The organism is Klebsiella sp. X13 (genome assembly GCF_003323835.1).
Lineage (GTDB): Bacteria > Pseudomonadota > Gammaproteobacteria > Enterobacterales > Enterobacteriaceae > Klebsiella > Klebsiella ornithinolytica.
In genome coordinates this window covers 4,039,658-4,055,432 of record NZ_CP030874.1, presented here as the reverse complement: position 1 = coordinate 4,055,432, position 15,775 = coordinate 4,039,658, and the positions used below count along the sequence as shown (strand labels likewise).

Here is a 15,775-nt window from a genome sequence, read left to right as displayed (position 1 = left end):
AGTCATATTTATTATGGCTAAGGATACCTATGTTCGCAGAAATTAAACCGTCGACTCCCGACCCTATTATGTCGTTAATGGAAGCCTATTTGCAGGACCGCAATCCGCGGAAAGTGAATTTGGGCATCGGCTTATATTATGACGAGCGAGGGGAGGTACCGCTGATGCGGGCCGTCGAGCTGGCAGAACAGCGCCTGCTGGCGCAGCAGCTGCCGCACGGCTATCCGCCGATTGAAGGCAGCGTAAGCTTTGCCAGCCAGATACAGACCTTGCTGCTGGGGCCTGCCGCCCCGGAGCATGCGCTGGCGACGGTGCAAACCGTTGGCGGTTCTGGGGCGTTGAAGCTGGCGGCCGATTTTCTCGTTCACTTTTTACAGCGTAAAGAGATTTGGGTCTCTGATCCAACCTGGGCCAACCATCAGGCGATTTTTTCCGGCGCAGGGCTGCAGGTGAACAGCTATCCCTACTTTGACAATCTCCGCGGCGAACTGCGCTTTGCCGACATGCTGGCGACCCTGCAGACGCTACCCGCCGGCACGGCGGTGCTGCTGCATCCATGCTGCCATAACCCAACCGGGACCGATCTGAGCCACAGCCAGTGGCAGACGCTTTTGGGCGTGGTTCAGGCGCAGGGACTGCTGCCATTTTTCGATATCGCCTATCAGGGTTTTGGCGCCGGGCTGGAAGAGGACTGCTATGCGCTGAGGCTGGCGCTGGAAAGCGATCTGGATTTTATCGTCGCCAACTCTTTTTCGAAAAATATCGCCCTGTATGGCCAGCGGGTCGGGGGATTAACCGTGCGCTGCGCCAACGCGCAGACCGCCGCCAACGTCCAGGGGGCCTTAAAGACCTTAATTCGCCGTAGCTATTCCTGTCCGCCGACCCACGGCAGCCGGATCGTCGACATGGTGTTAGCCGACGCGCAGCTCCGCCAGCTGTGGCAGGAAGAGCTGGCGGCCATGCGTCAGAGGATCCAGCAGATGCGCCTGCGTTTGTCCGCCGGCCTGGAACAGGGCGGTTCTCAGCTGGATTACCGGCGCATCCGCGATCAGCGCGGGATGTTCAGCTATACCGGTCTGGACGAACGGCAGGTGAGCGAGCTGCGCCAGCGCTATGCCATTTATCTGGTGGCACCGGGACGGATGTGTCTACCCGGTCTTAATGGTGACAACATTGATTATGTCACCGCCGCTATTCTCGATGTGACCACCGCCGCTCGCTAAGGCAGGAACGAATGAAAGATCGCAAGCGTTTTGATGAGATTGCACAGCGCCAGGGCGGGCTGAAGAAACAGCTTACCGCCGGGCAAATGTCGATGTTGGCGATCGGCGGCGCGATTGGTACCGGGTTGTTTCTGGGGAGCGCCTACGCCATTCAGATGGCCGGACCGTCGGTGCTGCTGAGCTATCTGATAGGGGGGGTGATTGCGCTGCTGCTGATGGGCTGCCTGGCGGAGATGACTTCAGAGCATCCGACCCCCGGCTCATTCGGTGACTATGCCGAGTTTTATCTCAGTCCGCTGTGTGGATTCCTGGTGCGCTACTCCTACTGGTCCTGCGTGGTGCTGGCGGTGGGTACCGAGGTGACGGCCATTGGAATGTATATGCAGTTCTGGTTCCCGCATACGCCGGTCTGGCCCTGGGTGCTGCTGTTCTCCGCCCTGGTGATGGTGATCAACGTTATTGGCGTGAAATGGTTCGGACAGGTGGAGTATGCGCTATCGACGATCAAGGTTCTGGCGATCGTGGCTTTTATCGTCATCGGCCTGGGGATCCTGGCCTTCTCCGCCAACCCAACCTACGGCCTGCATAATTTTACCGATGGCGGTGGGTTTATGCCGTTTGGGATCAGCGGCATGTGGTTTGCGACCATTGTTTCTATCTTCAGCTATCTGAGTATTGAAATGATCGCCGTGGCGGCAGGCGAGGCGAAAAACCCGGTGGTGGCGGTGAAGTCTGCGTTTAAAGGGACCATCCTGCGCCTGTTTATTTTCTATATGCTGTCGATTGCGCTCATGCTGGCGATTGTGCCGTGGCGTCAGTCCGGCACCAGCGAAAGCCCCTTCCTGGTGGCGATGAACGTGATTCACTTGCCGTATGCCGGCGGTATTTTTAACTTTATCGTCCTGATCGCGGCGCTCTCGGCCATGAACAGCCAGCTGTATATCACCACGCGGATGATGTTCTCGCTATCGCGTGCCGGGCAGGCACCGGCTGCGTTCGGTCGGATCAGCGCGCGCGGGATCCCGGTGAATGCGTTGGCCCTCTCCTGCGTCGGCATCATGGTCTCTATTGTCCTGAGCGTGCTCTACCCGCAGCAGGCGTTTGCCGCGATGATGTCTATTTCGGTCTATGGAGCCTGTTTCACCTGGCTGATGATCTTTATCACCCACCTGTTTTTCCGCCGCCAGCATACGCAAACGGTGCTCAAATTTCGCTTGTGGGGCTATCCCTGGAGCCCGTTGCTGGGGGCTGCTCTGATGCTGGCGCTGCTGATTTCAACAGCGTTTACCGATTTCTTCCGCATGACGCTGTGGTTTGGCATTCCGTTTACGCTGCTGCTGACCGGGCTCTATTTTTATAGCCGCCGTTCCCGGCCCATCTTATCGACGATTCATCCGCCCGAAGCCGATCGGGCGCCATAAGATAACCGCTCGCCTCTGGCCGCAGGCGAGCGGTTATTCGCTACGCTTTCCCCCAGTCGCAGATAATAACGTGGTGACGACTACGACAGTCAGGGAGCGAACTGGACTGTCCGGCGTTGTCACCTTCCGTCTCTTTTGGCGGCGGTGAAAAATACCCCGCGCAGGCGGTCAGCAGTAACACTAAAGTAAGAATAAGAAGTCTGGACACAGAAAAACCTGGCAGCGTGGGGGAAGTGCCCGTTTTTATCATTAAGAATATGATCGGGGTGGAGCTATTTTGTTTAATTATGGATAATGGCGGCGCGAGAAAATAAACATAATGCCTGTCAGTTTATTCTCAACAAAATATTCCCTGAGTCAGCCATCATGATGCCAGCAACGCTTACAGCGGTTGCTCCGGTATTGAGTTTTTCCGGGTTATGATAACGGGTCAGCAAGCGGATATATTAACGCAAGAAGGAATGCCTCGATGGCCGATAAACACTGGTCAATCACCGAACGCCTGCATCTGACGGTAACCAACCCGAATGTGATCATTCGCGGCAGCCACAGCTACTACAGCGACTGCTGGGATCGCGGATTTGAACGTTGCGTGGTGCGCTACCTGCACGGCGATGCCGTCAGCGAAGGGTGGGAGCCCTTAGGTCATGTAGATAAGCTCTTTATTGGTAATTTTGTCTGTATCGCGCCGGAAGTGGTGATCCTGATGGGCGGCAACAGCACGCACCGGATGGACTGGATCAGCCTCTATCCGTTTGTATCATGCGTTAACGAAGCCTATCAGCATCGCGGTGATACCGTGCTCGGAGATGGTTGCTGGATTGGCATGCGGGCGATGATTATGCCGGGCGTCACAATTGGCGAAGGCGCCGTGGTGGCGGCGGGAGCGGTGGTCACCAAAGACGTTCCGCCATATGCCGTCGTCGGCGGAAATCCGGCTACCTTTATTAAGTATCGTTTCCCCGAACCGGACATTGAGCGACTGCTGAAGCTGGATCTCTATCAATTAGAGGAAGAGACATTGTTGAACCTGCAGCCGCTGCTCTCCAGCCCGGATATTAGCGCGCTGGAGCAGGCGGTGGCGCAGCATCGACAGGATCGCGCTTAATCCGCCTGAAAGCCGGGGCTCGTCCCTGCCGGGGCCGCGGCTCTGTTGCGTGGCGACGGCGGGGAGTCCAGATAACCGGCTTTACCGCCGCTGAAGCACGCCACTTTAATGCGCCCGCGTGCGGGTGTTTCTCGGAATAGTCCGCGTCCTGCGGAAAATCAGTCGCTGCGCTGGGCGTAATACTTCTCGGTCTGTGCGGCGACGTAGCTTGTCCCGCCGCATGAGCGGAGCATTGGGCATCATCATCCGCTTTTTCCTGGGCAATGTCGGTAGAGAGCCGGGGGGAATAGCAGCATGTGTCTCCATGAATAGTCTGCCGCTCGGGGGCTTCCCGAAACGTCAGAGGCACAACAGGCCTTCATTTTTCTGAAGTAATGACGCAGATGTTAATAAACCATTGCCGGTTTTGTTTAGAAATAAAAACTGGCTAAGCGAAATAAGTGCAGAATGATATAACGCGTTCAAGGTAATGACCCCTATCATAAATAGGGAGGGGAAATGTGTTATCATCGCGCCTTTCCCTTTTCGTTTTGGGCTCTTTTTTATGCAACAACCTGTTGTTCGCGTGGGAGAATGGCTGGTTACACCCTCTGTTAACCAAATCAGCCGGAAGGGGCGCCAGCTTACTCTGGAACCGCGCTTAATCGATCTTTTGGTCTTCTTTGCCCGTCACCCTGGTGAAGTGCTCAGCAGGGACGAGCTTATTGATAATGTCTGGACACGTAACGTGGTCACCAGCCACGTCGTCACGCAGAGTATTTCCGAGCTACGTAAGTCGTTGAAAGATGGCAATGATAGTAGCCTCGAATATATTGCGACGGTACCCAAGCGCGGCTATAAGCTCACGGTGCCGGTCATCTGGTGCACGGAAGAGGGGGAAGAGCCCGCGATGGCGATCTCCCCTGCGGTCCCCGCTGCGACGCCTGACCTGACGACCCCGACGCGCGCTGCCGGCGAGATTGAGCAAGGCCAGACGCCGTCCGCAAAACCGGAGAAACGCCGACGTATTACTACCTTCTGGGTATGGATCCTGTTCCTGCTGGCGCTGGGTTCCTGCGTGGCCCTGGTGGCGCTGTCGTCGATCGAGTCGCGGCCACCGGTGAATAAAGCGCGCCTGCTGCTGAACCCGCGCGATATCGATATCCATCTGCTGAAAGGTAACTCCTGCACCAACTGGGCATCGCAGCATTCGTATGCGGTGGGCCTGGGCAGTCTGGTGACCACGTCGCTCAACACCTTCTCGACCTTTATGGTGCATGACAAAACCAACTACAACATTAATGAGCCAAGCAGTTCAGGTAAAACGCTGACGATTGAGTTCGTCAACCAGCGGCACTATCGCGCGCAGCAGTGCTTTATGTCCGTGCAGATGGTGGATAACGCCGACGGTTCAACGATGATGGACAAACGTTATTTCATTACCAGCGACAACCAGCTGGCGATTCAAAACGATCTGCTGAGCAGCTTATCGGAGGCCTTAAAGCAGCCGTGGTCGGAACGCATGCAGGCGATGCTGAAACAGTATCAACCGTCGCACAGCACGGCGCTGACCCATTTCTACGAGTCGCATCAGTTATTAATGAACGGTGATGTCGATTCCTTAGGTAAGGCCAGCGCGCTGCTTGATGATGTGATTAAAGACTCGCCTGAGTTTGCTTACGCCTATGCGGAAAAAACGCTGGTGGATGTTTTGCGTCATTCGCAGCAGCCGTTAAATAAAGAGCAGCTCAACGCGCTGTACGCTGAAATCACCCGGGTTGGCGATATGCCGGGGATCAAAGATACGGCGGTATTTTACCAAATTAAAACAGTGGATTTGCTGGGCCAGGGTAAAGTCGATGAAGCGTATAACGCGATTAATACCGGGATCGACCTTGAGATGTCGTGGATGAATTACGTGCTGCTGGGTAAAGTCTACGAGATGAAAGGGGAGAACCGGGAAGCAGCGGATGCTTATCTGACGGCCTTTAATTTACGCCCGGGCGAGAACACCTTTTACTGGATTGAAAATGCAGTATTCCAGACCTCGGTTACCCGCGTGGTCCCGTACCTCGATAATTTCCTCTCTTCAGAATAAGTAAACCCTCACCATACTCAGGATATTGAGTGTGGTGAGGTTAATTTTATGTTTCTCATGAGCACCCTGATTGTTATATATATTTAACGCCACAATGGCGAAATACAACACAAATTCAACACGCGGAATCGGTTATAACCTACTGTAAAACAACGATGTTTATCTTTTTATGATATCAACATGTCATCCTGATATGTTAATTGAAAAAGGTCAAAATATCATTTGTCTGATGTTTGTTGTTATTTCACTTTATCTTTAGGACTTATCTTCTTTGAATCAGTAATCTTGTTGGCAGTTGGTCGGGTCAATTAAAGGTTCTATATCATGATCTGTACCTCCCAAATAAACTTAGGAGAAAAGCAAACATGAGTTCTGCCAAGAAGATAGGGCTATTTGCCTGTACCGGCGTCGTCGCTGGTAATATGATGGGGAGCGGTATTGCATTATTACCTGCGAACCTCGCCAGCATCGGTGGTATTGCTATCTGGGGATGGGTTATTTCTATTATTGGTGCGATGTCTCTGGCTTATGTTTATGCCCGACTGGCGACCAAGAACCCACAGCAGGGTGGTCCAATTGCCTATGCCGGGGAAATATCTCCCGCGTTCGGTTTCCAGACCGGCGTCCTTTATTATCATGCAAACTGGATTGGTAATCTGGCCATCGGTATTACCGCCGTTTCTTATTTGTCTACTTTCTTCCCGATTCTGAATAACCCCATTCCAGCCGGTATCGCGTGTATTGCGATCGTCTGGATATTCACCTTCGTTAATATGCTCGGCGGGACCTGGGTAAGCCGTCTGACCACCATTGGTCTGGTGCTGGTATTAATTCCGGTAGTGATGACCGCGGTTATCGGCTGGCACTGGTTTGATGCGGCGACCTATCAGGCAAACTGGAACACCTCCAGCACGCCAGACAGCCATGCGGTAATCAAAAGTATTCTGCTCTGCCTGTGGGCATTCGTCGGCGTTGAGTCTGCCGCCGTCAGCACCGGGATGGTGAAAAACCCGAAACGTACCGTTCCGCTGGCAACCATGCTGGGAACCGCGATGGCCGGCGTGGTCTATATCGCTGCGACTCAGGTTATCGCCGGGATGTACCCTGCGGCTCAGATGGCTGCCTCCGGTGCGCCGTTCGCTATCAGCGCCTCAACAATTCTTGGCGGCTGGGCTGCGCCGGTCGTCTCTGCCTTCACCGCATTTGCCTGCCTGACTTCTCTGGGCTCCTGGATGATGCTGGTTGGTCAGGCCGGGGTCCGTGCCGCTAACGATGGCAACTTCCCGAAAGTGTACGGTGAAGTGGATAACAACGGTATTCCGAAAAAAGGCCTGCTGCTGGCGGCGGTGAAAATGACCGCGCTGATGGTGCTGATTACCCTGATGAACTCCAGCGGTGGTAAAGCGTCTGACCTGTTCGGTGAACTGACCGGTATCGCCGTCCTGCTGACCATGCTGCCTTACTTCTACTCCTGCGTTGACCTGATTCGTTTCGAAGGCATTAACATTCGCAACCTTGTCAGCCTGATTTGTTCCGTCCTGGGCTGTGCGTTCTGCTTCATCGCCCTGATGGGGGCAAGCTCCTTCGAACTGGCCGGTACCTTTATCGTCAGCCTGATTATCCTGATGTTCTACGGTCGCAAAATGCATCAGCGTCAGCACGAAAACGACACCACTGACAGCTCTGCCGCCAGCGCGCATTAATCCGTAACCCCTTTTCCTGGAGCTCCTTCCTGCACCTGTCACCACGTGACGGGAGGGGCTCTCCATATCTGGAGATTCGACTATGAACGTTATCGCAATCATGAATCACATGGGCGTCTACTTTAAAGAAGAGCCTATCCGTGAACTGCATCGCGCCCTTGAACGCCTGGACTTCCGTATTGTCTATCCGAACGACCGCGAAGATTTACTGAAACTGATCGAAAACAATGCCCGTCTGTGCGGCGTGATCTTCGACTGGGATAAATACAATCTTGAACTGTGCGAAGAGATCAGCAAGCTGAACGAATATATGCCGCTGTACGCTTTCGCCAACACCTACTCGACGCTGGACGTTAGCCTGAACGATCTGCGTATGCAGGTGCGCTTCTTCGAATATGCACTGGGTGCGGCCGACGACATTGCCGATAAAATCAAACAGAATACCGATGAATACATCGATACCATTCTGCCGCCGCTGACCAAAGCGCTGTTCAAATATGTGCGTGAAGGTAAATACACCTTCTGTACTCCAGGCCATATGGGCGGTACCGCCTTCCAGAAAAGCCCGGTAGGCAGCATCTTCTATGATTTCTTTGGTTCAAATACCATGAAATCCGATATCTCGATTTCCGTTTCTGAACTGGGTTCCCTGCTGGACCACAGCGGCCCGCATAAAGAAGCTGAAGAGTATATTGCGCGTGTCTTTAACGCCGAACGCAGCTACATGGTGACCAACGGCACCTCAACGGCGAACAAAATCGTCGGTATGTACTCTGCGCCTGCTGGCAGCACCGTACTGATTGACCGTAACTGTCACAAATCGCTGACTCACCTGATGATGATGAGCGATATTACGCCGATTTACTTCCGTCCGACCCGTAACGCCTACGGCATCCTCGGCGGTATTCCGCAGAGCGAATTCCAGCACGCCACTATCGCCAAACGCGTCAAAGAGACGCCGAACGCCACCTGGCCGGTGCACGCGGTTATCACCAACTCCACCTACGATGGTCTGCTGTATAACACCGACTTCATCAAGAAAACGCTGGATGTGAAATCTATCCACTTTGACTCCGCGTGGGTGCCTTACACCAACTTCTCGCCAATCTATGCCGGTAAATGCGGGATGAGCGGTGGCCGTGTGGAAGGGAAAGTGATCTATGAAACCCAGTCCACGCACAAACTGCTGGCGGCGTTCTCTCAGGCTTCGATGATTCACGTTAAAGGCGATGTTAACGAAGAGACCTTTAACGAAGCCTACATGATGCACACTACCACCTCTCCGCACTACGGCGTGGTTGCCTCGACGGAAACGGCCGCGGCGATGATGAAAGGTAATGCCGGTAAGCGTCTGATCGATGGCTCTATCGAACGTTCTATCAAGTTCCGTAAAGAGATCAAACGTCTGAAAGGCGAATCCGAAGGCTGGTTCTTCGACGTCTGGCAGCCGGAACATATCGATGGCCCGGAATGCTGGCCGCTGCGTTCTGATAGCGCATGGCACGGTTTCAAAAACATCGATAACGAACACATGTACCTCGACCCGATCAAAGTCACGCTGCTGACTCCGGGGATGAAGAAAGACGGCACCATGGATGAGTTCGGTATTCCGGCAAGCATCGTGGCGAAATATCTCGACGAACACGGCATCGTGGTAGAGAAAACCGGTCCGTACAACCTGCTGTTCCTGTTCAGCATCGGTATCGACAAAACCAAAGCGCTGAGCCTGCTGCGCGCGCTGACCGACTTTAAACGTGCCTTCGACCTGAACCTGCGCGTGAAAAACATGCTGCCGTCTCTGTATCGTGAAGATCCGGAGTTCTATGAAAACATGCGAGTTCAGGAACTGGCGCAGAATATTCACAAACTGATTGCGCATCACAACCTGCCGGATCTGATGTTCCGCGCTTTCGAAGTGCTGCCGACCATGATGATCACGCCGTACGCTGCGTTCCAGAAAGAGCTGCACGGTCAGACGGAAGAGGTCTATCTCGAAGAGATGGTGGGCCGTGTCAACGCCAACATGATCCTGCCGTATCCTCCGGGAGTTCCGCTGGTGATGCCGGGTGAAATGATCACCGAAGAGAGCCGTCCGGTGCTGGAGTTCCTGCAGATGCTGTGCGAAATCGGCGCCCACTACCCGGGCTTCGAAACCGATATCCACGGCGCATATCGTCAGGCGGATGGTCGCTACACCGTTAAAGTGCTGAAAGAAGAAAACAACAAGTAATTGAAGCTCCAGGGGAAGTGGCGTGCCACTTCCCTTTTTCACGCTGCAGGAGACCTCATGAAAACACCCTCACAACCGCGCGCGATCTATTACATCGTAGCGATCCAAATCTGGGAATATTTCAGCTTTTACGGCATGCGTGCCTTACTTATCCTCTACCTCACCCATCAGCTTGGCTTTGATGACAGCCACGCCATCAGTCTGTTCAGCGCTTACGCTTCCCTGGTTTACGTTACCCCCATTCTCGGCGGCTGGCTTGCCGACCGCCTGCTCGGCAATCGCACGGCGGTCATTGCCGGCGCGCTGTTGATGACGCTCGGCCACGTCGTGCTGGGCGTTGAATCTGATGCAACCTGGAGTCTGTACCTCGCGCTGGCGATCATTATCTGCGGCTACGGCCTGTTCAAATCCAACATCAGCTGCCTGCTGGGCGAGCTTTACGCCGTTGATGACCATCGCCGCGACGGCGGTTTCTCGCTGCTGTACGCCGCCGGCAACGTCGGCTCCATCGCGGCACCTATCGCCTGCGGGCTGGCGGCGCAGTGGTATGGCTGGCATATCGGTTTTGCGCTGGCGGGGATCGGCATGTTTATCGGCCTGCTGATTTTCCTCAGCGGCCATCGTCACTTCAGCCACACCCGCGGCGTCGACAGGCAGGCGCTGTGCGCGGTGAAATTTGTGCTGCCGACCTGGGGCTGGCTGGTGGTCATGCTCTGCGTGGCGCCGGTGTTCTTCACGCTGCTGCTGGAAAATAACTGGTCGGGCTATCTGCTGGCTATTGTCTGCGTCTTCGCCGCCCAAATGGTGGCGCGCATTATGGTGAACTCTCCGCAGCACCGTCGCGCGCTGTGGCAAATCGTACTGCTGATGCTGACCGGCACGCTGTTCTGGGTTCTGGCGCAGCAGGGCGGTAGCTCTATCAGCCTGTTTATCGATCGCTTTGTTAATCGCCGACTGTTCACCATTGAGGTGCCGACGGCTCTCTTCCAGTCGGTGAATGCCGTTGCCGTGATGGCGGCAGGCGTGGCGCTGGCCTGGCTGATGCGCCCGGAAGGCAGCACGCGATCGGTGCTTCGCGTGTGGCTGAAATTTGCTTTTGGCCTGGTGCTGATGGGCTGCGGTTTTATTGTGCTGGCCCTGAACGCACGTCATGGCGCCGTCGATGGCCAGGCCTCAATGGGGCTGATGGTCGGCGGACTGGCGCTGATGGGCTTCGCCGAGCTGTTTATCGACCCGGTGGCGATGGCGCAGATCACGCGCCTGAATATGCCGGGCGTGACCGGGGTACTGACCGGAATTTATATGCTGGCGACCGGCGCGGTGGCCAACTGGCTGGCGGGTATCGTCGCGCAGCAGACCACCGAATCACAGATTAGCGAAACGGCTATCGCCGCGTATCAGCATTTCTTCTCCCAGATGGGGGAGTGGACGCTGGGCTGCGTAACGGTGATTGTCATCCTGGCCTTCGCTGCCGCCTGCAGCGTCGGCAAGCGCCGCGCCGCGACCGGTGAACTTCCCGGAGGGGGCGCGTAGCCATGGTTTCCGGGCGGCAAAACCCAGGCGCTACGGGCTCGTCGCCCGCTCAGGCGCTGCGCGCCGCCGGGATATGTCGCCAAGCGAAAGGATCAATACATGGCCGACGCAGGTGCGAAAACAGCGCCTTGCATCGTTTGACTGTTAGGAGGAGGATGTTCTGGATAGATGGCAATCCATCGATGAAAAAAACTTTAGTTTTGCTATTGCTGAGTGATATCAGCCTTAAGTAAGGCCAGGTTATTTATGATTCTATCGTTCGGTCTTTGGCGATAACGTCAACGATCGGCCGCGCACTGGTGTAGAGACCCGCACTGACCAGGCCGCGCTGGATAGTGGCCTGGCGCAATTTATCGAAGCAAGTTTGAAAGCAGGGTTATGAGGAACCAACATGTCTGAACAACAAGCACAAAGTGCCGATGAGGCAATTGACCTTAATAATGAACTGAAAACCCGTCGTGAAAAGCTGGCTCAGCTTCGTGAGCAGGGTATCCCGTTCCCGAATGATTTTCGTCGTGACCATACTTCTGACCAGTTGCACACTGAATTCGATGACAAGGATAACGAAGCACTCACCTCCTTGAACGTTGAAGTCTCCGTTGCTGGTCGTATGATGACCCGTCGCATCATGGGGAAAGCCTCTTTCGTCACTCTGCAGGACGTCGGCGGGCGTATTCAGCTGTACGTTGCGCGCGACGATCTGCCGGAAGGCGTCTATAACGAACAGTTCAAAAAGTGGGACCTTGGCGACATTATTGCCGCCCGCGGTAAGCTGTTTAAAACCCAAACCGGCGAGCTGTCTATCCACTGTACTGAGCTGCGTCTGCTGACCAAAGCCCTGCGCCCGCTGCCGGACAAATTTCACGGCCTGCAGGATCAGGAAGTCCGTTACCGTCAGCGCTATCTGGATCTGATCGCCAACGACGAATCCCGCCGCACGTTTAAAGTCCGTTCGCAGATCCTCGCGACGATGCGCCAGTTCATGGTAGGCCGCGGTTTTATGGAAGTCGAAACCCCGATGATGCAGGTGATCCCCGGCGGCGCGTCTGCCCGTCCGTTCATCACCCATCACAACGCGCTGGATATGGACATGTACCTGCGTATCGCGCCGGAACTGTATCTGAAGCGTCTGGTTGTGGGCGGCTTCGAACGCGTATTCGAAATCAACCGTAACTTCCGTAACGAAGGCATCTCCGTGCGTCACAACCCAGAGTTCACCATGATGGAACTCTATATGGCGTACGCGGATTACAAAGATCTGATCGAACTGACCGAATCCCTGTTCCGCACCCTGGCGCAGACCGTGCTGGGTAAAACAGAAGTTCCATACGGCGACCAGATCTTCGACTTCGGCAAACCGTTTGAAAAGCTGACCATGCGTGAGGCTATCAAGAAATACCGTCCGGAAACCGAGATGGCGGATCTCGATAACTTCGACGCGGCGAAAGCCCTTGCGGAGTCCATCGGTATTCACGTTGAGAAGAGCTGGGGCCTGGGTCGTATCGTCACGGAAATCTTTGATGAAGTGGCGGAAGCGCACCTGATTCAGCCGACCTTTATCACCGAATACCCGGCGGAAGTCTCTCCGCTGGCGCGCCGTAATGACGTGAATCCGGAAATTACCGACCGCTTTGAGTTCTTTATCGGCGGCCGCGAAATCGGTAACGGCTTCAGCGAGCTCAACGACGCGGAAGACCAGGCGCAGCGCTTCCAGGACCAGGTGAATGCGAAAGCCGCCGGGGATGATGAAGCGATGTTCTACGACGAAGACTACGTCACCGCGCTGGAGTATGGTCTGCCGCCGACCGCCGGTCTGGGCATCGGGATTGACCGGATGGTGATGCTGTTTACCAACAGCCACACCATCCGCGACGTGATCTTGTTCCCGGCGATGCGTCCGCAGAAATAACCGCGAGATGTGAAAAATAAAACCCCGGCCCGGTGCCGGGGTTTTGCGTTTATTGGCCAGGTGGCGGCTGCGCCTTGCCCGGCCTGTCGACCGCATTCAGCCTCGAGGCCTGGGTAAGCGTAGCGCCGCCGGGCGAAAGCACCGGTTTGCCGGGGCTTTTTATGCGGTCATGTTCAGGCGCCGACGCTGCCCCAAACCATCTTGCCCTTGTGGAAGGTCGCGGTACGCGGTGAAATGCGTGCCACCGCTTCGGCGGAGCAGGAGGCATCGACCAGCACAAAGCTGGCCTCATCCTGCTCTTTCGGCCAGACGCGCTGGCCTTGATCGTTGAGCGGCAGTACGTTGCCGGTGGCAATTGCCAGCGAACGCGAAAGGGTCTGTTCGTTGGGGCGAATATAGAGCTGGGCGTAGAGATTGGCTTTTTCCAGCATGTCGCCCAGGCCGTATGGCGACCAATGGTCAATCACGCTGTCGGTGCCGGTCATTACAAATACCCCTTTATCCCGCAGCTGCTGCAGCGGCATGTGCAGGGTACCGATCGGCACGGTGGAGGCGATGGTGATGTGCTGGGCCGCCATGCGGCTGGCAATGGCCTCAACCTGCTGTTCGTTCAATGTCGCCAGCGCAAAAGCGTGGCTGATAGTCAGCTTGCCTTTTAGCGCCGGGGTTTTCTCTACGGTCTCCACCATATAGTTTATCGCTGCGACGCCCGCCGGGCTGGTTTCGTGGAGGTGGATATCGACCCCTTTGTTATAATCCAGCGCTATCTGGAACATGGTATCGAGGGATTTCTCCATCGCTCCATCAACGTTGGTCGGATCGAGGCCACCGACGTAGTGTGCGCCGGCCTGCATGGCTTCACGTACCAGCGGTTCTGACTTTGACAGCAGGAGTCCGTGCTGCGGAAAAGCGACAATCTCGCAGGCGAAACCCGGCTGGCGGTGCGCGAGGACTGCCTGCAGATCTTCGAGGTTTTTCAACCCGGAGGTGGGTTCGATATTGCAGTGGCTGCGGGCTATCGTTGACCCTTTTGACTGGAGCAGGTCGATCAGTTTTTCCGCGTGCTGGCGGGTGTACGGCTGGAGCTCAGGCAACAGCTTCTGCTCAAGCTTAATCATGTCCTGAATCGTGGTGCCCGCCGGGCGGTTGAGTGAACGCCACGGGCCGCCGTAAAAGGTTTTATCCAGATGGATATGCATATCGCGCATCGCCGGGAGCATCAGCTTACCGCCGGCATCATAGCGGGGCAGGGAGGCATCAGGGTGGCTGCGATGGTTGTGGAGCGCGATAATTTTGCCGTCGGCAATCTCGAGGGTTTGCCGTTCGGTACGAGTGTGTACTACTACGTCATTTTCATACTCAAAGCCGCTTTCCAGCAGGACATTATCGAGATAGTAGTGGGTGTCGTCGGGGCTGATAACCTTTTGGTTGTCGCAGGTCGTCGCGGATATCGAGCGCTCATCGGCGTAAACGACGGGTGCGGCGGCGGCAAACAGGGCGGCGGCGGTGACCATTTTTCCGCTCTGGCTGAGAAATTCGCGACGGCTATTGTCTTTATTCATGAATCTTCCTTTTTCTTTCTTTTCATTTGCTCAGTCGTGCACAAGATGGGTACCGGTCTCTCCGCGCAGCGCAGCGGGTAAACACTCCGGCGTGGTGATAATCACCCGCTTGCCGCCATGCTTTAAAAACGCGAGGCTGGCGACGATTTTGGGCAACATGCTGCCGGCCGGAAAGTGGCCTTCCTGCATATAGCGGGTCATATCGCTGATATTGACCGTCCCCAGCGCCTGCTGCCGGGGCTGCCCAAAGTGAATGCACACTTTTTCAACGCCGGTGGTGATGGCCAGGATATCGGCGTGAATCTCCCGTGCCAGTAGCGCGGTTGAGAGATCCTTATCAATCACCGCATCAACGCTCTGATAATCTCCCTGCGCGCAGCGGACTACAGGGATGCCGCCGCCGCCGGCGCCGATCACCACGAACCCTTGTCGGGTCAGCGCTTTAATGGCTTCGGCTTCCACGATGCGTTTGGGTTCCGGCGAGGCGACCACCCGCCGATAGCCACGCCCGGCATCTTCGACGAAGTGCCAGTCCGGATGCGTCTGCCGGAGATCATCGCGCTGGGCTTCGCTAAAAAAAGCGCCAATCGGTTTCGTCGGGTGGGTAAAGCCGGGGTCATTTTTATCGACTTCGACCTGGGTGACGACGGTCACCGCTTTTTGTTCGCCGCGGTGGGCCAGGCGATTATTGAGCGCCTGCTGAATCAGGTAGCCGATTCCACCCTGGGTGTCGGCAACGCAGTTGGCCAGCGGCGTCAGCGGCAGACCTTCGCACTCATGAGCGATTTCAGCGCGGCGTAAATCCAGTCCGACCTGCGGCCCGTTGCCGTGGGTCAGGACAAGATGGTAGTCCGACGCCAGCATGGCCAGCACCGTATCCGCCACGGCCTTGACCGCTTCAGCCTGATGTTCAATTGACTGGCTGGCGTTATCTTTGATGATACTGTTGCCGCCAATGGCAACGACCACAAGTTCTTTCATCGTGTAGGTTCCCGGTACAGAAGGTAAT

General features: G+C 55.6%; 11 protein-coding genes and 1 pseudogene. 9 read left to right on the top strand and 3 right to left on the bottom strand.

The genetic code is table 11. The features are described 5' to 3' along the window. The first annotated feature begins 29 nt into the window (after nucleotides 1-29). Together DSD31_RS19245 and DSD31_RS19240 are read left to right on the top strand one after the other, a co-directional pair. Nucleotides 30-1,223, top strand: a complete 1,194-nt coding sequence (locus DSD31_RS19245; protein ID WP_015584990.1) for an amino acid aminotransferase — start codon at nucleotides 30-32, stop codon at nucleotides 1,221-1,223. Between the two features lie 11 nt (nucleotides 1,224-1,234). Next, the gene (locus DSD31_RS19240) at nucleotides 1,235-2,644 is read left to right on the top strand and encodes an amino acid permease (RefSeq protein ID WP_015584989.1); all 1,410 of its coding nucleotides are present in this window, start codon (nucleotides 1,235-1,237) and stop codon (nucleotides 2,642-2,644) included. A gap of 40 nt (nucleotides 2,645-2,684) precedes the next feature. Here the strand turns inward: DSD31_RS19240 and DSD31_RS26245 are convergent, their stop codons facing one another. After that, nucleotides 2,685-2,852 (bottom strand): hypothetical protein, encoded by a 168-nt coding sequence (locus DSD31_RS26245; RefSeq protein ID WP_155407388.1) that lies wholly within the window; start codon nucleotides 2,850-2,852, stop codon nucleotides 2,685-2,687. A 261-nt stretch (nucleotides 2,853-3,113) separates the two neighbouring features. On the opposite strand from DSD31_RS26245, the gene DSD31_RS19235 reads away from it, so the two are divergent. From DSD31_RS19235 to lysS, 7 genes and pseudogenes are all read left to right on the top strand, one after another. Further along, entirely contained in the window at nucleotides 3,114-3,752 is a 639-nt protein-coding gene (locus DSD31_RS19235) for a CatB-related O-acetyltransferase (protein ID WP_015584988.1), read from the top strand. Nucleotides 3,753-4,296: 544 nt separating this feature from the next. Beyond that, on the top strand, nucleotides 4,297-5,829 hold the full coding sequence (gene cadC / locus DSD31_RS19230; protein WP_015584987.1) for a lysine decarboxylation/transport transcriptional activator CadC: 1,533 nt from the start codon (nucleotides 4,297-4,299) through the stop codon (nucleotides 5,827-5,829). A 365-nt stretch (nucleotides 5,830-6,194) separates the two neighbouring features. Then, entirely contained in the window at nucleotides 6,195-7,532 is a 1,338-nt protein-coding gene (cadB, locus tag DSD31_RS19220; protein ID WP_004858934.1) for a cadaverine/lysine antiporter, read from the top strand. An 82-nt stretch (nucleotides 7,533-7,614) separates the two neighbouring features. Continuing rightward, a complete protein-coding gene (gene cadA / locus DSD31_RS19215; protein ID WP_004858936.1) occupies nucleotides 7,615-9,762 on the top strand; it encodes a lysine decarboxylase CadA in 2,148 nt (715 codons plus the stop codon). A gap of 57 nt (nucleotides 9,763-9,819) precedes the next feature. Then, nucleotides 9,820-11,295: a dipeptide permease DtpD gene (gene dtpD, locus DSD31_RS19210; protein WP_004858940.1), complete on the top strand. Its 1,476-nt coding sequence runs from the start codon at nucleotides 9,820-9,822 to the stop codon at nucleotides 11,293-11,295. Between the two features lie 292 nt (nucleotides 11,296-11,587). Next, nucleotides 11,588-11,677: pseudogene (locus tag DSD31_RS26650) on the top strand (hypothetical protein); the annotation flags it as partial. Nucleotides 11,678-11,686: 9 nt separating this feature from the next. Beyond that, entirely contained in the window at nucleotides 11,687-13,204 is a 1,518-nt protein-coding gene (lysS, locus tag DSD31_RS19205) for a lysine--tRNA ligase (protein ID WP_004858943.1), read from the top strand. 173 nt (nucleotides 13,205-13,377) lie between these two features. On the opposite strand, the gene DSD31_RS19200 is transcribed toward lysS, so the two are convergent. Both DSD31_RS19200 and DSD31_RS19195 read right to left on the bottom strand, forming a co-directional pair. Further along, nucleotides 13,378-14,766, bottom strand: coding sequence for an amidohydrolase family protein (locus tag DSD31_RS19200; protein WP_004858946.1), 1,389 nt, complete (start codon nucleotides 14,764-14,766; stop codon nucleotides 13,378-13,380). Between the two features lie 30 nt (nucleotides 14,767-14,796). Continuing rightward, nucleotides 14,797-15,747, bottom strand: a complete 951-nt coding sequence (locus DSD31_RS19195) for a carbamate kinase family protein (protein ID WP_015584985.1) — start codon at nucleotides 15,745-15,747, stop codon at nucleotides 14,797-14,799. Nucleotides 15,748-15,775 lie beyond the last annotated feature (28 nt).